The following is a 24,926-nucleotide window of genomic DNA, read 5'->3' on the forward strand; positions in this document are numbered from 1 at the left end:
CGTCAGCCCTTGTAGGCCTTGGCCGCCGCGGACTCCAGCTTCGCCGCGGTCGCCTTGGGGTCGGACGGGTCGCGCAGGAAGTCCTGCAGCAGCTTCCACTCGCCGGCGCCCTTGGTGCCGCCGAACGCGGCCGGTGCCTGGTCGGACATGTCGAAGCGGACCGAATCCCCGGCCTCGACCAGGGACTTGGCGGTGGCGCGGGTGACGGCGTCGCCGTAGGAGGCGAGGTCGAGCTTCTTGTTCGGGGACAGGAAGCCGCCCGCCTTCGCCCACACGGCCGCCGCCTCCGGGGTGGCCAGGTACTCCAGGAGCTTCATGCCGGCCTTGGCGTTCTTGCCGTCCTTGAGGACGACGGCCGCGTCGCCGCCGCTGACGACCGGGGCGGTGCCGCCGTCGACGGCGGGGAAGGGGAAGAAGTCGGCGTCGGTGCCGATGGTCTTGCCGAACTGGTCGTGGGCCACGCCGGCGACGAAGTCGCCCTCGTAGACCATGCCGGCCTCCGGCTTGGGCCCGAAGACCTTCTCCACCGAGCCCGGGAAGTCGGTGTTGAGGGCCTCCTTCTGGCCGCCGGCTATGAGCTGCTTGTCCTTGAACAGCTTGCCGAGGGTGCCGAGCGCCTTGACCACCGAGGCGTCGGTCCACTTCAGCCGGTGCGCGGCGAGGGCGTCGTACTTCTCGGGTCCGGCCTGGGAGAGGTAGATGTTCTCGAACCAGTCGGTGAGGGTCCAGCCGTCCTGGCCGGCCACCGAGAAGGCCGCGAGCCCGGAGTCGGAGACGGTGTGCCCGGCCTTCAGCATCTCGTCGTACGTCGTCGGCGGCTTGACGCCGGCCTGGTCGAGGGCGTCGGGGCTGTACCAGACCGTCGACTTGTGGGCGGCCTTGAAGTACAGGCCGTACAGGTGGCCGTCGACGCTGCCGTACTTCTTCCACACGGGTGCGTACCCGGCGTCGACGGCCTTCTCGGTGGTCGCCGACAGCGGGGTCAGCCAGCCCTGCTTCGCGAACTGCTGCAACACGCCCACCTGCGGGACCATCACCACGTCGGGCGCGTTACCGCCCTCGATCTTGCTGCCGACGACGGTGGAGACGTTGTCCCCGGTGGAGACGAACTGCGTCTTGGCGCCGGTCTTCGCGCTGAACGCGTCCAGCACCTTCTGGAAGTTCTTCTGCTCGCTGCCGGACCAGACGCCGGCCACGGTGACGGTCTGCCCGCTGAGTGCCTTGTCGCCGCCGCCCGCGGAGACCGGGCCGCCGCCTCCGCAGGCGGTCGCGCCGAGGGCGAGCGCGAGGGCGGTGCAGCTCGCGAGCAGGGTCGTGCGTCGTCGCATCATCATCGATGTCCCTTTCACAGGTGGGGAGTTGGCGGGCGGTCGGGGGTGCTCAGAGGCCGTCGATCCACCAGGCCGCCGTCGAGCCGGGCAGCACCCCGGCCGGGCACGGGCCGCTGGACAGCAGCGGGGTGCCGGAGACCGGCGCCGGGGTGGGCGCCGTACCGAAGTTGACGGCGCAGACGAGGCCGTCGCCGCGGGCGAAGGCCAGGACGCCGGGTGGGGTGTCCAGCCAGCGCAGCGTGCCCTCGCCCAACTGGGGCAGCCGGGCGCGCAGTTGGAGGCCGTCGCGGTACAGGTGCCAGAACGAGCGGGTGTCGGCGAGGGCGCGGTCGGTGGCGTACTCGGCGAAGTACTCCGGTTGCGGCAGCCACGGTTTGGCGCTCTCGGCGCCGGAGGTGAAGCCGAACGGCGAGGCCTGCCCGGACCAGGGCAGCGGCACCCGGCAGCCGTCGCGGATCCGGGCCCGGTTTCCGGTGCGGCGGAAGATCGGGTCGGTGAGCACGTCGTCGGGCAGGTCGACGACCTCGGGCAGGCCCAGTTCCTCGCCCTGGTAGATGTACGCGGCTCCGGGCAGCGCCAGCATCAGCAGCGCGGCGGCGCGGGCCCGGGCGGCGCCGAGTCCGCTGCCCTCGGTGGCGGGTTCGCCGTAACGGGTGACGGTGCGGACCTGGTCGTGGTTGTTGAGGACCCAGGTGACCGTGGAGCCGGTGCCGGCGATGTCCTGCATGGCCTCGGAGATGACCTTGCGGAAGGCGTCGGGGTCCCAGGGGGCGCTGAGCAGGTCGAAGAAGAACGCCTGGTGGAGTTCGTCCGGCCGGACGTACAGGGCGTGTTCGCGGGCGGTGGGCACGGAGACCTCGCCGACCAGCAGGCGCTCCCGGCCGTCGCGGGCGGTGTACTCCTCGCAGAGGGCACGCCAGCGCCGCCACACGCCGTGCACCTCGGGCTGGTTCCAGGCGAGCGGGTTGACCGAGTCGCGGGTGCGGGCGTCGGCCTCGGGGTCGTCCGAGTCGGGCAGGTCGGGGTGCTTGTAGAGGCCGGCGGCGACGTCGATGCGGAAGCCGTCGATGCCCCGGTCCAGCCAGAAGCGCAGCACGCGGTCGAACTCGGCGGCGACCTCGGGGTTGCGCCAGTTCCAGTCGGGCTGTTCGGACGCGAACATGTGCAGGTACCACTGGCCGTCGCCGACCCTGGTCCAGGCGGGGCCGCCGAACATGGAGTGCCAGTTGTTGGGCGGCTCGGCGCCGTCCGGGCCGCGGCCGTCGGCGAAGTGGAAGCGGGCGCGGGCGGCGCTGCCGGGGGCGGCGGCGAGCGCCTCCCTGAACCACGGGTGCTCGCTGGAGCAGTGGTTGGGGACGATGTCCAGCAGCACCTTGATGCCGAGCCGGCGGGCGGCCGTCATCAGCAGGTCGAACTCGGCGAGGTCGCCGAAGAGCGGGTCGACGTCGCAGTAGTCGGCCACGTCGTAGCCGTGGTCGTGCTGCGGCGAGGGGTAGAAGGGGCTCAGCCAGATCCCGTCGACGCCGAGCTTCGACAGGTACGGCAGCCCGGCGCGGACCCCGGCCAGGTCGCCGATGCCGTCACCGGTGCTGTCCAGGAAGCTGCGGACGTACACCTGGTAGATCACGGCGTCGCGCCACCAGCGGTACTTACTCAACATGTATGCATGTTAAGTAGGCGTGTCGCGGAGGTGTCAACGAACATGCGGAAGCTACCGCGCGGTTGGCCTTTTATGTCCGGACTTAACAGGGCACTTCACGGCTGGATGAGATCGCCGCGTTACCTAACAAGTAGCTATCGCTGTCGCCGGGAGACGGCGGCGAGCTCCCGCGCCAGCCGCCGCACCGCCGCCGCGGGCGTCTCGTGCCCGGTGAGGGCGTCCTGCACGACGGCCTGCACGACCAGGCTCACCTGGTCGTAGTGCGGGCTCTTGGGGCGCGGCTGGGCGGAGATCACGCTCTCGCGCAGGGTCGGCAGGTAGGGGAACCGCCGTACCAGCTCGGGGTCGTCGTACAGCGCCGCGCGCACCGGTGGCAGCGCGCCGCGGGTGAGGACCTGGCGCTGCACGGACGCGCTGGTGAGGTAGGCGATCAGGCGCGCGGCGGAGTCGGGGTGCCGCGCGTGCGCGGTGACGGCGAGGTTGGAGCCGCCCAGGACGCTGGTGCCCGGACCGTCCGGCCCCGGCAGCGGCACGGCGCCGATCCGGCCGGCGACCGGGGAGCCCTTGGCCGAGGCGACGACGTACGCGTACGGCCAGTTGCGCAGGAAGAGCAGCCTGCCGTCCTGGAAGGCCTGTTTGGACTCCTCCTCCTTGTACGTCAGCGCCGCCTTCGGTATCCAGCCCTCGCGCACCCCGCGGGCCAGGAACCCGATCCCCTCCCGCGCCGCCGCGGAGTCGACGGTGACGCGGGCGCCCTCGTCGCCGAGGATGGTGCCGCCCGCGGAGTAGACGGCCTCCGCGGCGTTGACGGTCAGCCCCTCGTAGGGCAGGAACTGTCCGGCGTAGCCGCCGAGGCCGTACTTCGGCGCGACGGTCCTGGCGTCGTGCTCCAGCTCGGCCCAGGTGCGCGGCGGCGGGAGGCCCTCCTTGGCGAGGATGTCCTTGCGGTAGAGGAGCAGGCCGGCGTTGGTGACGTACGGGACGGCGTACAGGCGTCCGTCGTAGGTGGCCGTGCGGACGACCGGCTTGAGGAAGGTGGAGAGGGGGAAGCGGTCGCGCGGCAGGGGCCGTATCCAGCCCGCCGCGGCGAACTCCGAGGTCCAGTTGACGTCGATGTTCAGCACGTCGAACCGGCTGCGGTCGCCGCCGCGCAGGTCGGTGACCATCTGCGCGTGGGTCTCGTCGGCGGAGTCCGGCAGCTCGACGAGGGTGACCTTCTCGCCGGGGTGGGTGCGGTTCCAGCCCTCCAGGACGGGCCCGAGGTAGTTGGTGAGGTCTCCGGCGGTGGCGAGGGTGAGGGGGCCACGACCGCCGGCCGCGCCCTCGCCGGCCCCGGCACCCGAGGCGACGTACCCCGCCATGACCACGACGAAGACGAGGAGGCCCCTACCCGCGGCACGCACCCACCGCATAGGTTCCTCCTTGCACACCGGCTGCGGGCGTCTTCGCCCGGAGACAGAGGCCATGTATACCTGTTAGGTATGCGCGATACTAGGGCCTGGAGCACATTGACGAGACAGGAGGACTGCTCACGTGCGTCTGCCCCTCCTGGCACTCCTCGCGCGTGGTCCGGCCCACGGGTACGAGCTCAAGCAGGACCTTGAGCAGATGCTGGGGTCCGCGTACCCTCAGCCGAACGTCGGCCAGATCTACGTCACCCTCGGCCGCCTCGAGAAGCAGGGGCTGATCGAGGGCGAGGACGTCGAGCAGTCGAGCCGGCCCAACAAGAAGGTCTACCACCTCACCGACGCCGGGCGGCAGGCACTGCGCGCCTGGTTCGAGGAGCCCGAGGACGAGCCGCGGGTGCGGGACGAGTTCTTCATGAAGCTGGCGCTCGCCCCGAAGACCGGACTCGCCGACCAGATCGCCCTGATCAACAAGCAGCGGCGCCAGTATCTGAACACCATGCGGCAGCTGTCGAAACTGGCCGCCGCCGAAGACCGGGACAACCGCATCGCCCATCTGCTGATCGAGGGCGCGATGCTGCACCTGCAGGCCGACCTCGACTGGCTGGAGCGGTGCCAGGAAGAGCTGGAGGAGCTGGAGTGAGCGAGCGTCCCGCTCCCGTGCTGCACGCCGAGGGCCTGGTCAAGACGCACTACGGCGAGGGCGCCCCGGCGCACGCCGTGCGCGGGGTCGACCTGTGCGTACGGCAGGGCGAGTTCGTGGCCGTCACCGGTCCGTCCGGGGCGGGGAAGTCGACGCTGCTGCATCTGCTGGGCGGCCTGCAACGGCCCGACGGCGGGGTCATCCGGCTGGACGGCGAGCGCACCGACACCTGGAGCGAGTCCCGCTGGGCGGTGGAGCGCCGCAAGCGGATCGGGATCGTCTTCCAGTTCTTCAACCTCGTCTCCAACCTGTCGGTCGCCGACAACGTGGAGCTGCCGGCCCTGCTCGCCGGGACACCCCCGAAGCAGGCACGCGCCGAGCGGGAGGGACTGCTGGCCGAGCTGGGCCTGGCCGGCAAGGAGCGCAGCATGCCGGGCGAGCTGTCCGGCGGCGAGCAGCAGCGGGTCGCGCTGGCCCGCGCCCTGGTCAACCGTCCCCCCCTGCTGCTGGCCGACGAGCCCGCCGGCAGCCTGGACAGCAAGGGCACCCGCGAGGTGATGCGGCTGCTGTCCCGTTTCCACCAGCGCGGCCAGACGATCGTGCTGGTCACCCATGACGCCCGGCTGGCGAGCGCCGCGGACCGGGTGATCTCCTTCTTCGACGGCCGGATAGCCGACGACGCCGCGCTGGAGGGCACACCGGCGCGCGGACGGGGCATCTCCGGGGTCCTGGAGCTCAAGGACTGAGGGACTGACCCGCATGCGAGCCACCCTGCGCTGGGCCCACTCCGATCTGCGCACGCACCGCGGCGAGGCGCTGTTCCTCGTCCTCGCCACCGCCGGGATCGTGGTGTCGCTGCTGCTGGCCACGGCCCTGTTCGGATACGCCACCAACCCCTGGCAGCGCGTCTTCACCCAGGCCCGCGGCGCGCACGTGTGGATCCACACCGGCACGTCGGCGGACGTGCGCCGACTGGCCGGTCTGGACGGCGTGGAGGCCGTCGCCGGCCCCTACGCCGTCGAGTCCGCCACCCTCGCCTCGCGCGGCGCCCGTGCCGCGGTCGAGCTGCGCGCGACGCCCGGACGCCCCTCCGTGGGCCGCCCGCTGCTGACCTCCGGGCACTGGCTGGAGCCCGCCCACCCCGACGGCGTGGTCCTGGAGGCCGGCCTCGCCCGCGCCCTGCTGGCCGCGCCCGGCGACACGCTGACCGTGCCGGGAACGGCGCGTACGGTGACCGTGCTGGGCGTGGCCGACAGCGCCGAGCCGCGCTACCGCCCGGGCGAGCAGCCGGGGCTCGTCTGGGCCCTGCCGTCCGCCGTGCGCGCCCCGACCGGCCAGGTCATCGGGGTGCGCCTGACCGACCCCGGCGACACGGACTACGCCGTCCAGCGCGCCGTCACCGTGCTCGGCGCCGGCGCCATCGGCGAGGTCTCCACCTGGCGGCAGGCCCGCGCCGAGGCGCAGGGCGACAACCGGCTGCTGGGGCAAGTGCTGGGCCTGTTCGGACTGGGCGCGCTGATCGCGGCGGGCCTCGCGGTGCACGGGGCGATCGCCACCCGTATCCGCGGCCACCTGCGGGACATCTCGGTGCTGAAGGCGATCGGCTTCACTCCGGGCCAGGTCGTCCGCGTCTTCCTCCTGCAGCACCTCGTCTACGCCCTTCTCGGCGCTCTGGCCGCCGCCGCGCTCACCGAGACGCTGGGCCGGCGCGTCCCCGGCCGGCTCGGGGACGCGGTCGGTGTGTGGCAGGGGCTGCCCGGGCACACTGCGGCGCTGGTCGCGGTGCCGGCGGGCGCGGTGCTGTTCATCGGGGCGATCACCGGGCTCGCGGCCTGGCGGGCGGGCCGGGTTCCCCCGGTTCCGGTACCGCGGCCGGCCGCTGCGACGGGCGGTGGACTGTCCCGCGCGGCGCGCTGGGCCCTGGTCCCGACGCTCACCGTGCCGTGGCCCGGCATACAGGCACGGCGGGAGGCGTCCGGCGGACGCGGGGGCCGGACATCCCAGGGTCGTGGTCCGGGCGCCGGCGCACGGACGCGCCAGGAGGCGTCCGACGAAGGCGGGGGCAGGACGGCGGAGGGGCCTGGTGCGGGCGTCCGCGCCGGGGCGGCGGGGCTGCGGCTGCCGCCCGCGCTGGTGCTGGGTGCGCACAACGCGTTCACGCGTCGGATGCGGTCGCTGGCCTCCGTGGCACGGCTGGCGCTACCCCTGCTGCTGATCGTGGTGGCGATGAGCGCGTGGACCACCATCGACGGCTTCCGCGGCGACCCGCAGCGGATCGGGCTCCCGGCCGCGCTCACCGTCCACACCGACCCGGGTCTCGGCGACCGGGACGCCCGCGCCCTGCTGGAGCGCGATCCGCAGGTCGCCGCCGCCTACCCGGGCGTGGAGGTCGCCGCCCTGGTCCCGGGCCAGACGGCCACGATCGCCCTGCGCGGCCTCGGCACCCGCCGGGAGCCGTACCCGTACACGCTGGCCGCGGGGCGTCCGGCGCACGGCAGCGACGAGGCCGTGGCCGGGCAGGGGCTGCTCGACCTGCTGGACGCGCGGGTCGGCGACTGGGTGCGGATGACCGTCGGCGACCAGCCGCAGATCCTGCACATCGTCGGCCGCAGCATCGAGCCGGAGAACGCCGGCCGGGTCATCTCCACCTCGCTCGACACCCTGCGTGAGAACGACCCCCGGCTGACGCCCACCCTCTACCAGGTACGGCTGCGGCCGGGCGCCGACGCCCACCGGGTCGCCGCCCGCCTGTCCGCCGCCGGGCACGGGCAGCTCGACGTGCGTGCCGTGGACAACCCCGCGGACGGGCTCTCGCCGCTGCGCGCCGTGGTCGTCGGGCTGATCGCCGTGCTGGCGCTGATCGGCCTGATCGAGCTGCTCACGGCGATCGGCGGCACCGTCCGGGAGAGCGAGCGCGATCTGCTGGCACTGAAGGCCATCGGGTTGTCGCCGCGCCAGATCACCGCCGTGACGGTCACGGCCACCGCCTGCACCGCCCTGGCCGCCGTCCTCGTCGGCACGCTGCTCGGCACGCCTCTCGCGCGGTGGCTGATCGACGCCGAGAGCCGGTCGAGCGGCATCGGCGCCGGGATCGCCCAGGCGCCGCCGCCGCTCCTGCTGGTGCTGCTCGGGGCCGCCGCCGTAGTGGGCGCGGCGGCGCTGGCGGCCCTGCCGGCGTCCCGGGCGGCACGGCGGAGACTGGCGGACACGCTGGGCGCGGTGGCGTAGCGGGACGCGTGGCCGGGGTCAACTCCGGTAGGGGCGTGGCGTGTTGTAGGGGTTGTACGGACCCGCCGGCCCCGGGGCGTAGGGCGGCACGGGCGGGAGTACGGACGGCAGGGTGGCCGGGTGGGCCGTGAGCCGGATGCCGTAACGCCGGCGCAGGCGTCGCGTCTCCAGCAGGGCGATCGCCGTGACGGTGACGGGGGCGCCCAGGATGAAGACGATGCCCAGGGTGAGCCCCAGCCCGTGCAGATCGCCGGTCATGAGGTCGGGGACGGCCATGAGCCACGTCGTCACCGTGGCCAGCAGCGGCGGCAGACAGCGGTGGACGGCGGCCGTGCCGAAGAAGTTCCCGGTGAGCCTGACCGCGCCCGCGAGCACGAACACGGCCATCCACAGCCCGGCGAGGGTCAGCACCATCTTGGCGAGGATCCCGAACACGTCCCCCAGCCGGAAGAGCAGCACGGTCGCCAGAACGGAACCGATGAAGAGCAGCAGCAGCTTGAGCGAGTTCACCAACGGCACCCGCAGCTGCCGCACCGAGCCGCCGCGCCGCCACACGTAGAGCATCACGCCGACCGTCAGGGGCGTGAGGAGGAACAGGACGGCGGAGGCGGTCGCCGCGTTGTCGAGCATCTCGTCGAAGGCGAAGCCGCCCTCCACGAAGGTGTAGACGCCGAGGGCGGCGACCGCTCCGGCGATGACCCGTACGCGCTTGAGCTGCTCCACCGACGGATCGACCGCCTCCGGGATCCACGCCGGGTGGAACACCGCCCGTGCCACGTGGTGCGGCTTGAGAAGGGACCGGGCGGTCAGCCTCTCGCTGATCCAACTGCCGTGTGCGCTGCTCATCCTGAGCTCCCCCGAGCGAGCGTGTTCATGATCATCGGGAGTCTACGGGAAGCGGACGGCCCGGCGCCGCCCGCTTCCCGTACTTGTGGCACCGGTGTTACCGGCGGCCGCGCAGCTCCCGGTACTTGGCGACCAGAGCCCTGCTGGACGCGTCCAGCCCCGGCACCTCGGCCCCCTCGGTGAGGGCGGGCTCGACGCGCTTGGCGAGCACCTTGCCGAGTTCGACGCCCCACTGGTCGAAGGAGTCGATGTTCCAGATCGCGCCCTGCACGAACACCTTGTGCTCGTAAAGGGCGATGAGCTGGCCGAGGACCGACGGGGTCAGCTCACGGGCCAGGATGGTCGTCGTCGGGTGGTCGCCCTTGAACGTCTTGTGCGCCACCAGCTCCTCGGGCACACCCTCCGCCCGCACCTCCTCCGGCGTCTTGCCGAAGGCGAGGGCCTGCGTCTGGGCGAAGAAGTTCGCCATCAACAGGTCGTGCTGCGCCTTCAGTTCGTCGCTGAGCTCGGCGACCGGCTCGGCGAAGCCGATGAAGTCCGCCGGGATGAGCTTGGTGCCCTGGTGGATCAACTGGTAGTAGGCGTGCTGCCCGTTGGTGCCGGGCGTGCCCCACACCACCGGCCCGGTCTGCCAGTCCACCTCGCGCCCGTCCCGGCCGACGTACTTGCCGTTGGACTCCATGTCCAGCTGCTGGAGATACGCGGTGAACTTCGACAGGTAGTGGCTGTAGGGCAGCACCGCGTGCGACTGGGCGTCGTGGAAGTTGCCGTACCAGATGCCCAGCAGGCCGAGCAGCAACGGCACGTTGGACTCCGCGGGCGCGGTCCTGAAGTGCTCGTCGACCAGCCGGAACCCGTCCAGCATCTCCCGGAAGCGGTCCGGGCCGACGGCGATCATCAGCGACAGGCCGATCGCGGAGTCGTACGAGTAGCGCCCGCCGACCCAGTCCCAGAACTCGAACATGTTGGCCGTGTCGATGCCGAAGTCGGCGACCTTCTCGGCGTTGGTGGACAGCGCCACGAAGTGCCGGGCGACGGCTTCCTGGCCCGCCTTCAGCTCACCCAGCAGCCAGTTGCGCGCGGACGTCGCGTTGGTGATGGTCTCGATCGTGGTGAACGTCTTGGAGGCGATGACGAACAGCGTCTCCGCGGCGTCCAGATCGCGGGTGGCCTCGTGCAGGTCGGCGCCGTCGACGTTCGACACGAAGCGGACCGTGAGGTCGCGGTCGGTAAAGCTGCGCAGCACTTCGTAGGCCATGGCCGGGCCGAGGTCGGAGCCGCCGATGCCGACGTTGACGACGTTCCTGATGCGCTTGCCGGTGTGGCCGGTCCAGGCGCCGGAGCGGACGCGGTCGGCGAAGTCGGCCATCTTGTCGAGGACTTCGTGGACCTTGGGCACCACGTTCTCGCCGTCGACCTCGATCACCGCGTCCCGCGGGGCGCGCAGGGCGGTGTGCAGCACGGCGCGGTTCTCGGTGGTGTTGATCTTCTCGCCGCGGAACATGGCGTCGCGCAGCCCGAACACGTCGGTGGCGGCGGCCAGTTCACGCAGCAGCCGCAGCGTCTCGTCGGTGACGAGGTGCTTGGAGTAGTCGACGTACAGGTCGCCGACCTGGAGCGCGTAGCCGGTGCCGCGGTCCGGGTCGGCGGCGAACAGCTCGCGCAGCCGCGTCTCGCCGAGTTCCTCACGGTGCTTGGCCAGCGCGGTCCACTCGGGCGTCTGGTTGAGCCTGGTACGGCCGTCTGCGTTCATGTCCGACTTCAGCCTTCTTTCGGTGCCTGTCCCAGCGGGTCCAACCTAGTTGATCAGCGGCGGGCGTGAGCCGTCGTGGCGTCGTCGTCCGGCGCAACAACAGGTACGTCGGCCTTGCGGGGAGGTATCAGCACGAGGACGGACAGGACGAAGAAGGCGCCGGTGAGCAGCGCGGGGCTGTTCAGGCCCCAGGCGGTGGCGGCCGCGCCGCCGAGCAGGGCGCCCAGCGGGGCTCCGGCGACGGCGAGGGTACGGAAGGCCGAGCCGACCCGGCCGAGCATGTCGGCGGGGGTGCGGTGCTGCATCAGGGTCGTGGTGTCGACGTTCCACACCATGCCCATGAACCCGAAGACGGCGAGCGCCGCCACCAGCGCCATCAGGCTGCGCACGGTGCCCATGACCACGAGGGCGCCGGTCTGCGCGACGCCGGCGAGCAGCACACCGCGCATCGGGCCGAGCCGGGCGGTGATCCGCCGGTGTGCCACTCCCCCGGCCAGGCCGCCGACGGTGTACGCGGTGGTCGCGGCCGCGTATCCGGCGGTGCCGGCGTCCAGCCAGCCGGTCACCAGGATCACCAGCGTGGCGATGAGCGCGCCCATGCCGACGTTGCACAGAGCCGTGGCGGCACACAGCCCACGCAGCGCCCGGTCACGCCACAGGACACGCAGGCCATCGGCGATCTCCCGACGCAGCGCGCCGCCGCCCGCCGTGTGCCGAACCGGCCGGCGCGGGGCGGCCTCGGCCGGCCCGCAGTCGCGCTCGGGCGTCGTCGGCCGGAGTGAGGCCACCAGCGCCGCCACCAGGAAGGTCCCCGCGTCGGCCGCGAAGGGGACGGCGGTCCCGGCGGCGAGCAGCAGCGGCACCACGGGCGCCCCCAGCAGCCCTCCGGCGATCTTCTGCCCGGTCATGAGGCGGGCGTTGGCGCCGCCCAGCGCCTCGCGGCCCACCAGGGCGGGCAGCAGGGCCGTGGCCGCGTTGTCGAAGAGAGTCTGGAGGGTGGTCAGGAGGAAGGCGAGCGCGATCAGCAGCCCGATCGAGGCGTGACCGAGCGCGACGGTCACGGCGAAGGCGGCGACGAGCAGCCCCCGTACGGCGTCGACCGCCCCCATGGCGCGCCGCTGGTCGACCCGGTCCGCGAGCGCCCCGCCCGGCAGCCCGAAGACGATCCAGGGCAGGTAGCCGCAGGCGGTCACCGCCGCGACGAGCAGCGGCCGGTCCGTCAGCGAGGCGGCGAGCAGCGGCAGCGCGGCACCCCGCAGCGCGTCCCCGAACCGGGAGACCACCGCGGCGGTCCACAGCCGCCCGAATCCCCCACGCCACGCGGGCGCACCCCCTCCCGCAGCCTCGACCGCCGTCACGTCTCCCCCTCACGATCTCTCGTGACACAAACCGTAGGGGGCACCACTGACAATCGGTCCGGGCCGGCAGGGAGGCGGGCCGGGAAACGGCTGCGGCCAGGCGCCCCTGGGCGCCTGGCCGGCTCTCAACTCCTAGATTTCGCCCCGCAGTTTGGCGAGCGCCTCGGCGAGGATCGCCTCGCCGTCCGCGTCGCTGCGCCGCTCCCGGACGTACGCCAGGTGCGTCTTGTAGGGCTCGGTGCGCGGCGGGTCCGGGGGGTTGTCCCGGTCCTGACCGGCCGGGAAGCCACAGCGCGGGCAGTCCCAGGTCTCGGGCACCTGCGCGTCGCTGGCGAAGCTGGGCTGAGTCTCGTGCCCGTTGGAGCACCAGAAGGAGATGCGCAGACGCGGCGCGGACTCGCCGCGCTCGGCCTCGCCCATCGGCCCCGCCCCGACCCGGCTACCTCGGATCGCGTTGCCACTTGCCACGGTCGTAACTCCCTGCGTGATGGTGCCGCGAAGCGAGTCGGCGTTTCGCTTCGCTGCGAGCGCCTCAGTCTACGTAAGGCCCAACGCGCGTCCAGTGAGGGGAGTTACCACCCCCGCAACCAGACGCAAGCCCCATGATAGGCCGCGCTCAGCTGCGCGTACCGAACATGGGGCCTTACGTGCGGAATGGAGGTGCTGTGTGTGCGTTGCTGCTCAGCTGTTCGACTTCATGAGGATGCCGAGTACGACAATGCACGCGAACCACAGCAGACCGATCACCAGGGTGATGCGGTCGAGGTTGCGCTCGGCGACCGAGGAGCCACCGACGGACGACTGCATGCCGCCACCGAACATGTCGGAGAGGCCGCCGCCCTTCCCCTTGTGCATCAGCACCAGCAGCATCAGCAGCAGGCTGAAGACGATCAGGGCGATCGAGAACCCCAAAACCACGGCTGGACCAACTTCCTCGGACTCGGATGACGACGGGGGCACAGTGTGGAGCTCCTGTGCCCCCGCAAGGGTACGACGGATCGGGTCTACCGCATACTCACTGGTCGCGGAAGCGCACGATCTTGACGAACTCGTCGGCGTCCAGCGAAGCGCCGCCCACCAGGGCGCCGTCGATGTCGGCCTGGGCCATGATCTCGGCGACGTTGCCGGCCTTGACGGAGCCGCCGTACTGGATGCGGACCCGGTCGGCCAGCTCCTGGGTGTACAGCTCGGCGATCTTGCCGCGGATGGCGGCGCAGACCTCCTGCGCGTCCTCGGCGCCGCAGACCTTGCCGGTGCCGATGGCCCACACGGGCTCGTAGGCGATCACGATCGACTCGGCCTGCTCGGCCGGGAGGTCCTTGAGGCCGCCCTCGACCTGGGCGAGGGTGTGCGTGACGTGGTTGCCCGCGTCGCGGACCTCCAGCTCCTCGCCGACGCACAGGATCGGGGTCAGGCCGTGCTTGTAGGCGGCCTTGACCTTGGCGTTCACGAGCTCGTCAGTCTCGTTGTGGTACTGACGGCGCTCGCTGTGGCCGATGGCCACGTACGTGCACTTCAGCTTGGCCAGCATCGGACCGGAGATCTCGCCGGTGTAGGCGCCGGAGTCGTGCGCCGAGATGTCCTGGGCGCCGTACTTGATCCGCAGCTTGTCGCCGTCGACCAGGGTCTGCACGGAGCGCAGGTCGGTGAAGGGCGGCAGGACGGCGACCTCGACGGCCTCGTAGTCCTTGTCGGCCAGGGCGAAGGCGAGCTTCTGGACGTGCGCGATGGCCTCGAGGTGGTTGAGGTTCATCTTCCAGTTGCCCGCCATCAGCGGCGTGCGCGTACTCATGCGGTTCAGTCCTCCAGTGCGGCGAGGCCGGGGAGCGTCTTGCCCTCGAGGTATTCGAGGGAGGCGCCGCCACCGGTCGAGATGTGGCCGAATGCGGTCTCGTCGAAGCCCAGGAGACGGACGGCCGCGGCGGAGTCGCCGCCGCCGACGACCGTGAAGGCCGGGGAGTCGATGAGGGCCTGGGCGACCGCCTTGGTGCCCTCGGCGTAGTCGGGGTGCTCGAAGACGCCCATCGGGCCGTTCCAGAAGACGGTGGCCGCGTCGGCGAGCTTCGAGGCGTACAGCTTGCGGGTCTCCGGGCCGATGTCCAGGCCCTGCTGGTCGGCCGGGATGGCATCCGCGGCGACGGTGGTGGGGTTGGCCGGGGCCTTGGTCTTCAGGTCCGGGAAGTCGGTGGCGACCAGGGCGTCGACGGGCAGGACCAGCTCGACGCCGGTCTTCTCGGCGCGCTCGATGTAGCCGCGGACGGCCTCGATCTGGTCCTCCTGAAGGAGGGACCTGCCGATCTCGTAGCCCTTGGCCTTGAGGAAGGTGTACGCCATCCCGCCGCCGATGAGCAGCCGGTCGGCCTTGCCGAGCAGCTCGTCGATGACGGCGAGCTTGTCGGAGACCTTGGCGCCGCCGAGCGCGACGACGTAGGGGCGCTGGACGTCCTCGGTGAGCTTCTTCAGGACGCCGACCTCGGTGGCGATGAGGTAGCCGGCGTAGTGCGGCAGGCGCGCCGGAAGGTCGTAGACGGACGCGTGCTTGCGGTGCACCGCGCCGAAGCCGTCGCCGACGTAGACGTCCGCGAGGGCGGCCAGCCGGTCGGCGAACTCGCCGCGCTCGGTGTCGTCCTTGGAGGTCTCGCCGGCGTTGAAGCGCAGGTTCTCGATGACCGCGACCTGGCCGGGCTGCAGGCCGTTGACCGCGTCGTGGGCGGCGGGGCCGGTGGTGTCCTGGGCGAACGCTACCGGGGCGCCGAGGAGTTCGGCGAGCCGCTCGGCGGCGGGCAGCAGGGAGAAGGCGGGGTCCGGCGCGCCCTTGGGGCGGCCCAGGTGCGAGGCCACGACCACCTTGGCGCCCGCCGCGGCGAGGGCCTTGACGGTGGGCAGGACGGCGCGGATACGGCCGTCGTCGGTGATGAGGCCGTCGGCGAGCGGCACGTTGAGGTCGGCGCGGACGAAGACCCGCTTGCCGTCGACGCCTTCGGCGAGAAGCTCGTCGATCGTCTTCATGTCAGGGCTCCTAGAAAGGGCTGGAAAGGCTCGGCTGTCCGAGAGGGCTGCTCTCTTCGTGAGGCTGGTGCCTGCGCGGCGCGGGCGCGAGGGCCGATCGGCCCCAGCCACGCGACACAGGGCTCGGACAGCGCGACCGCGCGCTGCCCGAGCCCTGCTCTCACGTCGAGACGCCGGTTGCGGCGGCGATCAGAGCTGGTTGCCGACGAAGACCGTGAGGTCGACGAGGCGGTTGGAGTAGCCCCACTCGTTGTCGTACCAGCCGATGACCTTCACGTTCTTGCCCTCCTGGACCATGGTCAGGGAGGAGTCGAAGGTGCAGGACGCCGGGGCGTTGACGATGTCGGAGGAGACGATCGGGTCCTCGGTGTAGTCGAGCAGACCCTTCAGCTCGCCCTCGGCGGCCTTCTGGAAGGCGGCGTTGACCTCTTCCTTGGTGACCTCGCGGCCGAGCTCGACGACCAGGTCGGTGACCGAGCCGGTCGGGACCGGGACGCGCATCGCGATGCCGTCCAGCTTGCCCTTGAGCTGCGGCAGGACCAGCGCGGTGGCCTTGGCGGCACCCGTGGTGGTCGGGATGATGTTCTCGGCGGCGGCCCGGGCGCGGCGCAGGTCCTTGTGCGGGAAGTCCAGGATGCGCTGGTCGTTGGTGTACGCGTGGACCGTCGTCATCAGGCCCTTGACGATGCCGAAGTTCTCGTCGAGGACCTTCGCCATCGGCGCCACACAGTTGGTGGTGCAGGAGGCGTTGGAGATGACGTGGTGGTTGGCGGCGTCGTACTTGTCCTGGTTGACGCCCATCACGATGGTGATGTCCTCATCCTTGGCCGGAGCCGAGATGATGACCTTCTTGGCGCCGCCGGCGATGTGCTTGGCGGCGTCTTCCTTCTTGGTGAAGATGCCCGTCGACTCGATGACGATGTCGGCGCCCAGCTCGCCCCACGGGATGTCGGCGGGGTTGCGCTCGGACAGGACCTTGATGGTCTTGCCGTCGACGGTGATGGTGTCGGCGGTGTGCGAGACCTCGGCCTTCAGGCGGCCCAGGATGGTGTCGTACTTCAGCAGGTGAGCGGTGGTCGCGGTGTCACCCAGGTCGTTGACAGCCACGATCTCGATGTCTGCACCCTGCTCCAGCAGCGCGCGGAAGTAGTTACGACCGATGCGGCCGAAGCCGTTGATGCCTACGCGGATCGTCACGAACCGATCTCCTCGTTGGTACGCCGGCCATGCGGTGCCGGCGAGCTCTGTTTGGGATGTCCCCGACCACCCCCGACCCTACCTCCCTGAGGCCCCCGGAGTGACATCGAGACGCCGCATACACGGGCAGGCGGTCCGTACCCGCCAGTAGGGGTACGGACCGCCCGGGTCGGAAAACCCGATCACTCGTTTCGGCTACGGAGCGCTAGTCACCGTTGACCATGCCGTTCACCCGGCGAGGGCCGCGAGCGCCTTCTTGAGGAGGGCGTTGCGGTCGGCCGCCGCGGTGACGTGTTCCAGGCCGAAGCCCAGCAGCACGGTCCGGTCGGTGGTGACGGCGCCGTAGGTCCTGAACAGCGTTCCGGTGCGCGTCCAGTCCTTGAGGACGGCCGGGCTGCCCGCGGGCGGTCCGGGCACGCTCCACGCGCCGAGCGAGGTCTCGAAGCCCTCGGTCTGGGTCGCGGTGCCGCCGACGACGAGCGAGGCGTCGTCGGCGAGGACGCCGTGGCCGCCGGTGCCGGGGTCGGTGACGTAGCTGAGCGAGACCTCGACGGACTTGCCGGCGTAGGCGCTCAGGTCGTAGTCGACCTGCTGCCAGCCGCTGGAGGCGCCGGTGAGGCTGTTCCAGGAGCCGCTGCTGCCGGTCGCGGTGCAGGCGTTGTTCGCGATCGTCAGGTAGTGCTTGAGCCACGGGTGCTCGGCGATCAGGAACCCGGCCCCGCACTCGGACGGTACGGCGGTGCTGCTCGCGCCGCCCGCCTCCGGAAGCGTGGTCCAGTCGTCGGCGCCGGTGGTGTGCGCCTCGACGATGACGTGGTCGTAGCCGGGCTCGGTGTCCCACAGCAGGTGGCTGCGCAGGGTCGGCTTGTCGGCCGCCGTGACACCGGTGAGGTCGATGGTGCGGGTGAGGCGCTTGTAGGCGTCGTCGGTGTGGACGGCCGCCGCCATGTAGGAGCCCGCGTAGGGCCCGTACGGGTTGACGGTGCCGGCGAACTGGCCCGCGCCGGCGCTGGCGAACTGCGGATAGTCGGCGACCGGCAGGGAGTCGGAGGTGACGCCGTAGGTGCCGGCCTTGTCCAGCGGGTTGCCGGGCGCCGCGCCGAGGGCCCCGCTGAAACCGCCGAGTTCGCCGGAGCCGGTGAAGCCGGTGGCGCCGGGGGTCGACGTACGCGAGTAGGCGCCCAGGTAGTACTGGCTGAAGTCGTTGGACAGGGTGCCACCGCCGAGGTCGACGTAGCCGCCGGCCTGCTCGCCGGCCTCGATCAGCTTGCCGCCCTCGTTGAGGTAGGCGCGCAGCTGGAGCTGGGTGGCGTTGCCGGGGACGCTCGCGCCCGTGTAGTGGACGACCGTCCGGAAGTGCTTCAGCACGCCGAGCGCGTCGGGCGCGCCCTGTGTGGCGACGTCCCAGACGACCGCCTTGCGGCCGTTGGCCTTGAGCGCGTCCACGTAGGTCTGCGCCTGCGTGGCGGCCGCGCCCTCCTCGGCGACCACGAGCGTGTCGGCCTTGGCCCGCTGGGCGACGGTGTAGGTGAAGTGCCCGCTGGAGGTGCGCTTGCCGCCCCGGGTGCGGCCGGTGAACCACACCTCGACCTTGTCACCCGGGTCGCCGTCCCTGACCTTGGCCCGGTACTCGTCGAAGTGGAGGTTGTCGTCACCGCCGTAGGTCTCGCCGCCCTTCCAGGCGCGCAGCGGCTCGTCCTGCGTACGGCCGCCGTTGACGCGGTACCTGAGCTCCTTGTCCCGCACGGACTTGCGCACGACGACGGAGACCTCCTGGTCGGCGCCGCGCGCGTAGGAGGTGGCGAACGTCGCCGGGGTGAAGTCGGCGGCCTTCAGACCGAGCGAGGAGGACGGGACGTCGGGGTGCTCGGCGGTCTCGGCGACCGAGAGCGCGAAGGGGATGTTCTTCTGGAACTCCTGCTGGATCAGCTTCTCGTCGTCGGGGAAGTTGAACACCGACTGGCAGTCGGCCGCGTTCCACTGGTCGTTCGGGTCGAGGTTCGAGGCGGTCTGGCAGGTCGACATCTCCGGGGTGAACATCGACATGCCGTTGACGTTGGCCGCGTGGCCGTCCGCCTCGCCGTTGGTCGTGTACAGCTCCGAGGAGACCTGCGGACGGTAGCCGGGGATCGCGGAGTTGTCCGGGGTGCCGGCGAGCGCCTTGTAGAGGACGTCGTCGGGGGTCGGGGTGGCGACCTGCCAGCCGACGCCGTAGAGGAGGAGTTCGGCGGCGGAGTGGTAGTTGACGCCGTAGGAGAAGCCGATGCGCTTCTCGAAGGCGTCCAGCGCCCGGGTCTCGGGCTCGGAGGCCGGGCTCGCGCCGCGATAGGTCTCGCTGGTGGGGTTCGGGGACGAACCCTCGTCGTCGTAGCCCCACTTGTAGGCGAAGTTGCGGTTGAGGTCGACGCCGTCGCCGGTGGAGATGACGCCGTCGCCGTTGACGTCACGCAGGTTCTTGCGCCACAGGCGGGTGTCGGAGTCCTTGAAGGTGTAGTCGTAGCCGTCGGGGTTGGCCGAGATCACGAACCACAGCTCGGTGCTGTCGACGATCTTCTTGACGCGCTTGTCGGTCTTGTAGTGGTCCAGGTAGTAGTGCATCAGCCGACGGGTCATCTCCGGCGTGATCCACTCGCGCGCGTGCTGGTTGGAGACGTACAGGACGGACGGCTTGGAGCCGTCCTTGGACTTCTTCGCGTCCTTGGTCAGTTTGAGCGCGAGGATGTCCTGGCCGTTGACGGTCCTGCCGATGGAGACGACCTTGGTGAGCCCGGGGTTCTGCTGCCCGGTGCGCAGGATCTCCTCCTTGAGGCCGCCGCTTCCGCTGTAGGGGCGGAACACGCCCTGGGCGGCGCTGTCGACCCGTTTCTCCGCCTTGGCCGAAAGCGTGTGCTCGGTGAGGTCGACGCCCTGCTTTTCGAGCGTGTGCGCCTGCTTGCCGGTGAGGTACAGCTCGACCTGCGCCGTCCCCTTCGCGGGGACCTGGTCGCCCAGTTCGCGGCCGTCCTGTCCGGCGGCCAGCAGCAGGGGCACCTGCCGGGCGGTGACCTCGGCGCGGTAGACCCTGACCTCGTCGGTCCCGGAACCCTGTGAGGTCCCGTTCTGTGCCTGGGCGATGGGTGCGAGGCTCGCTCCGCCGATCAGGAGCGCGCCGACAGCGAGGATCGATCTCGCTCTGTGTCTCATGAACCCCCCTAGCAGTCCTTCGTCACGATGACGAATCGGCTGCCAGGCTCATGCCGGTTCACAGCCGAGTCAAGGGCGACTCAAAGCCAGACAAACACCGGTGCCGACACCCCGACGGGGCGTCGGCACCGGTGAGTTGACGGGCGATCAGCCGGCGAGGTTGTCGGCCATCTCCTCGGTGAGGCTGGACTCGGTGCCCGGGATGCCGAGGTCGGCGGCGCGCTTGTCCGCCATCGCCAGCAGCCGGCGGATACGGCCGGCCACGGCGTCCTTGGTCAGCGGCGGGTCGGCGAGCGCGCCCAGCTCCTCCAGGGAGGCCTGCTTGTGCTCCATGCGCAGCCGCCCGGCGGCCGCGAGGTGCTCGGGGACGTCCTCGCCGAGGATCTCCAGCGCGCGCTGCACCCGGGCGCCGGCGGCGACGGCCGCGCGGGCGGAGCGGCGCAGGTTGGCGTCGTCGAAGTTGGCGAGCCGGTTCGCCGTCGCCCGCACCTCGCGGCGCATCCGGCGCTCCTCCCAGGCCAGTACCGACTCGTGCGCCCCGAGGCGGGTGAGCAGCGCGCCGATCGCGTCGCCGTCGCGGACGACCACCCGGTCCACGCCGCGCACCTCGCGGGCCTTCGCGGCGATCGACAGCCGGCGGGCGGCGCCGACCAGGGCGAGCGCGGCCTCCGGGCCGGGGCAGGTCACCTCCAGGGAGGAGGAGCGGCCGGGCTCGGTGAGCGAGCCGTGCGCCAGGAAGGCCCCGCGCCAGGCCGCCTCCGCGTCGCAGGTGGCCCCCGAGACCACCTGCGGGGGAAGGCCCCGGATCGGGCGGCCCCGGCCGTCCACCAGGCCGGTCTGCCGGGCCAGCTGGTCACCGCCGGCGACGACCCGCACCACGTAACGCGAACCGCGGCGCAGTCCGCCCGGCGCCATCACAATCAGCTCGGAGCTGTGGCCGAAGATCTCCAGGATGTCCCGCTTGAGCCGGCGGGCCGCCATCGCGGTGTCCAGCTCCGCCTCGATCACGATGCGCCCGCTCACCAGGTGGAGGCCGCCGGCGAACCGCAGAATGGCGGAGACCTCCGCCTTCCTGCAGCAGGTCCGGGTGACGGGGAGCCGGGAGATCTCGTCCTTCACCGCTGCCGTCATCGCCATGGGCCGATCCTTCCATGCATCCGAAAAATACGGTCGTACGCGGCGGCAAGGAGCTCCGGGTCATGCCTTGGAGTCCCGTCCGTCCGGGCCACCGGTGCCAGCTCCACCGCGGCACCCAGCCGCTTGGCGGCCTCGGTCAGCACGTCGCGGTCGGGCACGGCGGCCTCGTCGGCCAGCACCACGTCCAGGGCGAGTTTAGGGGCGTGTCGTCCCAAAACCTCCAAATGACGCTGCGGGGAGAAGCCCTCGGTTTCTCCGGGCTGCGGGGCGAGGTTCAGCGAGAGTACCCGGCGCGCCTTCGTCTCGGTGAGCGCGTCCAGCAGTTGCGGCACCAGCAGGTGCGGGATGACCGAGGAGAACCAGGAGCCGGGGCCGAGCACCACCCAGTCCGCGTCCAGGACGGCGGCGACGGCCTCCGGGACGGCGGGCGGGTCGTGCGGCACCAGGTGCACGGACTGCACCTCGCCGGGCGTCAGGGCCACCGTCGCCTGCCCGCGCACGGTGTCCACCTCGTCGGGCCGCTCCGGGTCGTGCCCCTTGACCAGGGCCTGCAGCTCCAGCGGCACGGCGGACATGGGCAGCACGCGCCCGTGCGCGCCGAGCAGCTTGCCGACCAGGTCCAGGGCCTGGACGTGGTCGCCGAGCTGCTCCCACAGGGCAACGATCAGCAGGTTGCCGACCGCGTGTTCGTGCAGGTCGCCCTTGGACTGGAAGCGGTGCTGGATGACGCGGGCCCAGGTCTGGCCCCAGTCGTCGTCGCCGCACAGCGCGGCCAGCGCCTTGCGCAGGTCGCCGGGCGGCAGCACGCCCAGCTCGTCGCGCAGCCGCCCGCTGGAGCCGCCGTCGTCGGCCACGGTGACGACGGCGGTGAGGTCGCCGGTGATCCGGCGCAGCGCGGCGAGCGAGGCGGACAGGCCCATGCCGCCGCCCAGCGCGACCACCTTGGGCTGGGCGCCCCGGCGGCGGGGCCTGGCCCCGCGGCCCTCGACGGGCCGGCCACCGCGCCCCTCGGGCACCGCCCGGCCCAGCCGTCCGAGCCTGCCCAGCCGCGGAGAACGTTCCGTCATTCCCGTCCCATGTCCCGGTGCACGACCACCGTCTCGACACCCTCGGCCGCCAGGCGCGCGGCGAGCTTCTCCGACATCGCGACCGAGCGGTGCTTGCCGCCCGTGCAGCCGATGGCGATGGTCACGTAGCGCTTGCCCTCGCGGCGGTAGCCGGCCGCGATCAGCCGCAGCAGCTCGGCGTAGCGGTCGAGGAACTCCTTGGCGCCGGGCTGGTTGAAGACGTACGCCGCCACCTCCTCGTTGAGGCCGGTGAAGGGGCGCAGCTCCGGCACCCAGTGCGGGTTGGGCAGGAAGCGCATGTCCGCGACCAGGTCGGCGTCGACCGGCAGGCCGTACTTGAAGCCGAAGGACATGACGGTGGCCCGCAGCTCGGGCTCCTCCTCGCCGGCGAACTGCGCGTCCATCTTGGCGCGCAGCTCGTGCACGTTCAGGCTGGAGGTGTCGATCACCAGGTCGGCGTCGCCGCGCAGCTCGCGCAGCAGTTCCCGCTCGGCCGCGATGCCGTCCACGATGCGGCCGTCGCCCTGGAGGGGGTGCGGGCGGCGCACCGACTCGAAGCGGCGCACCAGCGCCTCGTCGGAGGACTCCAGGAAGACGATCCGCCGGGTGACGTTCTTCGCCTCCAGATCCGCGAGGGACTCGCGCAGGTTGTCGAAGAAGCGCCGGCCGCGGACGTCGACGACCACCGCGATCCGGGCCACGTTGCCCTGGGAGCGGGCGCCGAGCTCCACCATGGTGGGGATCAGCGCGGGCGGCAGGTTGTCGACGACGAACCAGCCGAGGTCCTCCAGACACTTCGCGGCCGTGGACCGGCCGGCCCCGGACATGCCCGAGATGATCACCAGCTCGGGGATGGCCGCGTCGGGCACCCCGGCCGTCTCGATGGTCGTGCCCGTACTCACCTGTGCTCCGTCTCCGCCCTGGCCCTCTTGGCCCTGTGGTGCGGTGTGCTTGTTGTCATTCATGTCTCCTGCCCCCGTCGCTCGTCCGGGGCACCCGTCGTCACGGGCTGCCCACTGGAACCCATGGTGCCCGGTTCCTCTTCCATGATCTCTCCGGTCGCGGTGTTCACGGCGGGCGTGGCCGGAGCCGCCTGGGCCAGGGCCACGGCGATGGTCTCGGCCGTCTTGCGGCCTATGCCGGGAACCTCGCAGATCTGGTCGATGGTGGCGGAACGCAGCTTCTTCAGCGAGCCGAAATGTTTGAGAAGAGCTTGTTTCCGCGCGTCTCCGAGACCGGGCACGTCGTCCAGCGGGCTGGAGCGGAAGCGCTTGGCGCGCTTGGTGCGCTGGTAGGTGATGGCGAAGCGGTGGGCCTCGTCGCGGACGCGTTGCAGCAGGTAGAGGCCCTCGCTGGTGCGGGGCAGGACGACCGGGTCGTCCTCGCCGGGCAGCCAGACCTCCTCCAGGCGCTTGGCCAGGCCGCAGACGGCGATGTCGTCGATGCCGAGCTCGTCCAGGGCCTTCTTGGCGGCGGCGACCTGCGGCTGGCCGCCGTCGACGACGACGAGCTGCGGCGGGTAGGCGAACTTCCTGGGACGGCCCTCCTCGTCCTTGAGGCCATTGCCCGACAGGTCCGGGGAGGCGTTGCCCGGAAGGCCCTGGGAGCCGTTGCCCGACAGGTCCGGCGAGCCGTTGCCCGAGAGGTCCTGCGAGCCGTTGCCTGAGAGGCCCTGGGAGGCGTCGTCGACCCACTCGCCGGTCTTCTCCTTCTCGGCGAGGTAGCGTCGGAACCGGCGGGTGATCACCTCGTGCATGGAGCGGACGTCGTCCTGGCCCTCGAAGCCCTTGATCTGGAAGCGGCGGTACTCGCTCTTGCGCTGCAGCCCGTCCTCGAAGACGACCATGGAGGCCACCACGTCGTCGCCCTGGAGGTGGGAGATGTCGTAGCACTCGATCCGCAGGGGCGCGCTGTCCAGGTCGAGGGCCGCGGCGATCTCCTCCAGGGCGCGCGAGCGGGTGGTGAGGTCGGAGGCGCGCTTGGTCTTGTGCAGGGCGAGTGCCTGCTGTGCGTTGCGCTGCACGGTCTCCATCAGCGCCTTCTTGTCGCCGCGCTGCGGGATGCGCAGCGACACGTTCGACCCCCGGCGCTCGGTGAGCCACTCCTGGACCGGCTCGACCGGGTCGGGCAGGGCGGGGACGAGGACCTCCTTCGGGACCGCGTCGCCGCGCTCCTCGCCGTACAACTGCTGCAGAGCGTGCTCGACGAGGGCGCCGGTGGTGATCTCCTCGACCTTGTCGGTGACCCAGCCGCGCTGGCCGCGCACGCGTCCGCCGCGCACGTGGAAGATCTGGACGGCGGCCTCCAGCTCGTCCTCGGCGACGGCGATCAGGTCGGCGTCGGTCGCGTCGGCGAGCACGACCGCGTTCTTCTCCATGGCCTTCTTCAGGGCCTCGATGTCGTCGCGCAGGCGGGCCGCCCGCTCGTACTCCATCTCCTCGGCCGCCTGCGTCATCCGCGTCTCCAGGCGGCGCAGGTAGGTGCCCGTGCGGCCGGCCATGAAGTCGCAGAACTCCTCGGCCAGTTCCCGGTGCTCGTCCTCGGAGACGCGGCCGACGCAGGGGGCGGAGCACTTGCCGATGTAGCCGAGCAGGCAGGGGCGGCCGGTGCGGGCGGCGTTCTTGAAGACGCCGGCGGAGCAGGTGCGCACGGGGAAGACGCGCAGGAGCAGGTCCACGGTGTCGCGGATCGCCCACGCGTGCGCGTATGGCCCGAAGTACCTGACGCCCTTGCGCTTGTGGCCGCGCATCACCTGCACGCGCGGGAACTCCTCGTTCATCGTCACCGCGAGGTACGGGTAGCTCTTGTCGTCGCGGTACTTGACATTGAACCGGGGATCGAACTCCTTGATCCAGGAGTACTCCAGCTGCAGCGCCTCGACTTCCGTGGACACCACGGTCCACTCCACGGACGCGGCCGTGGTGACCATGGTCCGGGTGCGCGGGTGCAGGTTCGCCAGGTCCTGGAAGTAGTTCGCCAGGCGCTGGCGCAGGCTCTTCGCCTTTCCGACGTAGATCACCCGGCGGTGCTCGTCACGGAACCTGTACACCCCGGGAGAGTCCGGGATCTGTCCCGGCTTGGGGCGGTAGCTGGAGGGGTCGGCCATGT

19 protein-coding genes are annotated in these 24,926 nt (G+C 71.5%); 3 read left to right on the plus strand and 16 right to left on the minus strand.

Going from position 1 to position 24,926, the window contains the following annotated elements:
- Positions 1 to 2 precede the first annotated feature (2 nt).
- The 3 genes from ACYF6T_RS07610 to ACYF6T_RS07620 form a co-directional block, all read right to left on the minus strand.
- Complete coding sequence (locus ACYF6T_RS07610; protein WP_461694771.1) at positions 3 to 1,331, minus strand: ABC transporter substrate-binding protein; 1,329 nt, start codon at positions 1,329 to 1,331, stop codon at positions 3 to 5.
- 49 nt (positions 1,332 to 1,380) lie between these two features.
- Positions 1,381 to 2,991, minus strand: a complete 1,611-nt coding sequence (locus ACYF6T_RS07615) for a glycoside hydrolase family 13 protein (protein ID WP_461694502.1) — start codon at positions 2,989 to 2,991, stop codon at positions 1,381 to 1,383.
- A 134-nt stretch (positions 2,992 to 3,125) separates the two neighbouring features.
- Positions 3,126 to 4,403, minus strand: a complete 1,278-nt coding sequence (locus tag ACYF6T_RS07620) for an ABC transporter substrate-binding protein (RefSeq protein WP_461694504.1) — start codon at positions 4,401 to 4,403, stop codon at positions 3,126 to 3,128.
- 121 nt (positions 4,404 to 4,524) lie between these two features.
- Here ACYF6T_RS07620 and ACYF6T_RS07625 point away from each other — a divergent pair, with 121 nt between their 5' ends.
- Genes ACYF6T_RS07625 through ACYF6T_RS07635 form a run of 3 tightly spaced genes read left to right on the plus strand, consistent with a single transcriptional unit; the run spans position 4,525 to position 8,268 of the window.
- Positions 4,525 to 5,040 carry a PadR family transcriptional regulator gene (locus ACYF6T_RS07625; RefSeq protein WP_461694506.1) on the plus strand — a complete coding sequence of 172 codons (516 nt, stop codon included), beginning with the start codon at positions 4,525 to 4,527 and terminating at the stop codon, positions 5,038 to 5,040.
- The gene (locus tag ACYF6T_RS07630; RefSeq protein WP_461694508.1) at positions 5,037 to 5,786 is read left to right on the plus strand and encodes an ABC transporter ATP-binding protein; all 750 of its coding nucleotides are present in this window, start codon (positions 5,037 to 5,039) and stop codon (positions 5,784 to 5,786) included. The genes ACYF6T_RS07625 and ACYF6T_RS07630 overlap by 4 nt, the downstream gene beginning before the upstream one ends.
- 13 nt (positions 5,787 to 5,799) lie before the next feature.
- On the plus strand, positions 5,800 to 8,268 hold the full coding sequence (locus ACYF6T_RS07635) for an FtsX-like permease family protein (protein ID WP_461694510.1): 2,469 nt from the start codon (positions 5,800 to 5,802) through the stop codon (positions 8,266 to 8,268).
- Positions 8,269 to 8,286: 18 nt separating this feature from the next.
- Here ACYF6T_RS07635 and ACYF6T_RS07640 read toward each other — a convergent pair whose 3' ends face one another.
- The 13 genes from ACYF6T_RS07640 to uvrC form a co-directional block, all read right to left on the minus strand.
- Entirely contained in the window at positions 8,287 to 9,114 is an 828-nt protein-coding gene (locus ACYF6T_RS07640) for a hypothetical protein (RefSeq protein ID WP_461694512.1), read from the minus strand.
- A gap of 97 nt (positions 9,115 to 9,211) precedes the next feature.
- The gene (gene pgi / locus ACYF6T_RS07645) at positions 9,212 to 10,867 is read right to left on the minus strand and encodes a glucose-6-phosphate isomerase (RefSeq protein WP_461694514.1); all 1,656 of its coding nucleotides are present in this window, start codon (positions 10,865 to 10,867) and stop codon (positions 9,212 to 9,214) included.
- A 53-nt stretch (positions 10,868 to 10,920) separates the two neighbouring features.
- Positions 10,921 to 12,225: an MFS transporter gene (locus ACYF6T_RS07650; RefSeq protein WP_461694516.1), complete on the minus strand. Its 1,305-nt coding sequence runs from the start codon at positions 12,223 to 12,225 to the stop codon at positions 10,921 to 10,923.
- Positions 12,226 to 12,357: 132 nt separating this feature from the next.
- Positions 12,358 to 12,693: an RNA polymerase-binding protein RbpA gene (locus ACYF6T_RS07655; protein WP_003976875.1), complete on the minus strand. Its 336-nt coding sequence runs from the start codon at positions 12,691 to 12,693 to the stop codon at positions 12,358 to 12,360.
- Between the two features lie 213 nt (positions 12,694 to 12,906).
- Positions 12,907 to 13,143, minus strand: coding sequence for a preprotein translocase subunit SecG (gene secG, locus ACYF6T_RS07660; RefSeq protein WP_461694548.1), 237 nt, complete (start codon positions 13,141 to 13,143; stop codon positions 12,907 to 12,909).
- A gap of 97 nt (positions 13,144 to 13,240) precedes the next feature.
- On the minus strand, positions 13,241 to 14,017 hold the full coding sequence (gene tpiA / locus ACYF6T_RS07665) for a triose-phosphate isomerase (protein WP_461694549.1): 777 nt from the start codon (positions 14,015 to 14,017) through the stop codon (positions 13,241 to 13,243).
- Between the two features lie 5 nt (positions 14,018 to 14,022).
- Complete coding sequence (locus ACYF6T_RS07670; protein ID WP_461694551.1) at positions 14,023 to 15,234, minus strand: phosphoglycerate kinase; 1,212 nt, start codon at positions 15,232 to 15,234, stop codon at positions 14,023 to 14,025.
- Positions 15,235 to 15,423: 189 nt separating this feature from the next.
- Positions 15,424 to 16,431: a type I glyceraldehyde-3-phosphate dehydrogenase gene (gene gap / locus ACYF6T_RS07675; RefSeq protein ID WP_461694552.1), complete on the minus strand. Its 1,008-nt coding sequence runs from the start codon at positions 16,429 to 16,431 to the stop codon at positions 15,424 to 15,426.
- A 228-nt stretch (positions 16,432 to 16,659) separates the two neighbouring features.
- Positions 16,660 to 19,614, minus strand: a complete 2,955-nt coding sequence (locus tag ACYF6T_RS07680; protein WP_461694553.1) for a M14 family metallopeptidase — start codon at positions 19,612 to 19,614, stop codon at positions 16,660 to 16,662.
- A gap of 147 nt (positions 19,615 to 19,761) precedes the next feature.
- Positions 19,762 to 20,751, minus strand: a complete 990-nt coding sequence (gene whiA, locus ACYF6T_RS07685; protein ID WP_461694554.1) for a DNA-binding protein WhiA — start codon at positions 20,749 to 20,751, stop codon at positions 19,762 to 19,764.
- Complete coding sequence (locus ACYF6T_RS07690; protein ID WP_461694556.1) at positions 20,742 to 21,818, minus strand: gluconeogenesis factor YvcK family protein; 1,077 nt, start codon at positions 21,816 to 21,818, stop codon at positions 20,742 to 20,744. Before ACYF6T_RS07690 ends, whiA begins: the two co-directional genes overlap by 10 nt.
- Positions 21,815 to 22,783, minus strand: coding sequence for an RNase adapter RapZ (gene rapZ / locus ACYF6T_RS07695; protein WP_461694558.1), 969 nt, complete (start codon positions 22,781 to 22,783; stop codon positions 21,815 to 21,817). The genes ACYF6T_RS07690 and rapZ overlap by 4 nt, the downstream gene beginning before the upstream one ends.
- The gene (uvrC, locus tag ACYF6T_RS07700; protein WP_461694560.1) at positions 22,780 to 24,924 is read right to left on the minus strand and encodes an excinuclease ABC subunit UvrC; all 2,145 of its coding nucleotides are present in this window, start codon (positions 24,922 to 24,924) and stop codon (positions 22,780 to 22,782) included. Before uvrC ends, rapZ begins: the two co-directional genes overlap by 4 nt.
- Between the last annotated feature and the right edge of the window lie 2 nt (positions 24,925 to 24,926).

Source organism: Streptomyces sp. 7R007 (assembly GCF_054850255.1).